The 1174-nt window shown below is 62.0% G+C and carries 1 protein-coding gene; it reads left to right on the top strand.

Annotated features, from left to right (window positions below; translation table 11 throughout):
- Nucleotides 1-264 precede the first annotated feature (264 nt).
- Nucleotides 265-1174 (top strand): lytic murein transglycosylase B (gene mltB, locus Q0341_RS13620; protein ID WP_299514353.1); only part of this gene is annotated, 910 nt, incomplete at its 3' end.

The following is a 1174-nucleotide window of genomic DNA, read 5'->3' as shown; positions in this document are numbered from 1 at the left end:
CCTTTCAGCCTCGGTATTGGCCCTTAATTTCCCGTTTTTGACCTGCATGGCGTTTAAACTGCAGCGTCCATGAACAAGCCCTATTCTCCCCATTCGGTGCCTGTAATCGGCTTGCGCCAAAGCTTGCGTGCATGGGCTTGGGGGCTCGTGCTGGCCGGGCTGATGCCCTTGGCTGTGCAGGCCCAAAGTGCCACACCCGCCAAAACTCGGCCTGCCAAAGTGTCGACGCAGACCGGCCCCCTGTTTGCAGACTCCGCCGTGGCCATGGACTGGGCCGATCAAGCCGCCCAACGCTTGCAAATCGACCGCGTGTGGCTGCAAACCCAATTGGGCCAGGCGCGCCGTCTGCCCTTGGTGGAAAAACTCGTTCTCCCCCCCAGTACACCCAGCGCCAAAAACTGGACCGCTTACCGCGCCCGCTTCGTCGAGCCCACCCGCATCCAGGCGGGCATACGTTTTTGGCAGAACCACCGCAACGCCTTGGACATGGCAGAGCGTGAATACGGCGTGCCCTCGGCACTGATCGTGGCCATCATCGGCGTGGAAACCCTTTACGGCCAAAACACCGGCAACTTCCGCATCCTGGACGCCCTGGCCACATTGGCTTTTCACTTCCCCAGTGCCCACCCACGAGCCGCAGCACGCCAAGCCTTCTTCCAAAGCGAACTGGAGCAGTTTTTGCTGCTCACCTCTCGCAGCAGGGCTGACCCACTGGCCATCCGAGGCAGCTACGCTGGCGCCATAGGTCTGCCGCAATTCATGCCGTCGAGTTGGGCCAAATTTGCCGTGGACTTTGATGGGGATGGGCGCATCGACCTGTTTGGCAGCCCCCAGGATGCCATCGGCTCAGTGGCCAACTACTTCAAGGCCTTTGGCTGGCAAAGCGGCATGCCCACGCACTACCCGGTCAGCCTCACACCGGGCCAGACCAACATGGACAGCCTGCTGGCCCCCGACATCCTGCCCACCTTCAGCGTGGCCAGCTTTGTGGGCCAAGGCGCGGCCCTGTCGAGTGCCGCGCTGCAGCACCAAGGCCCACTGGCCTTGATCGAACTGCTCAACGGCCCCGACGCCCCAAGCTACGTGGCTGGCACGGAAAACTTCTACGCCATCACCCGCTACAACTGGAGCAGCTACTACGCCATGGCGGTCATTGACTTGGGCCAAGCAGTGG

The organism is uncultured Limnohabitans sp., from assembly GCF_937889215.1.
GTDB lineage: Bacteria > Pseudomonadota > Gammaproteobacteria > Burkholderiales > Burkholderiaceae_C > Limnohabitans_A.
The sequence above is the reverse complement of the archived record's forward strand: the minus strand, read 5'-3'. Positions and strand labels throughout refer to the sequence as shown.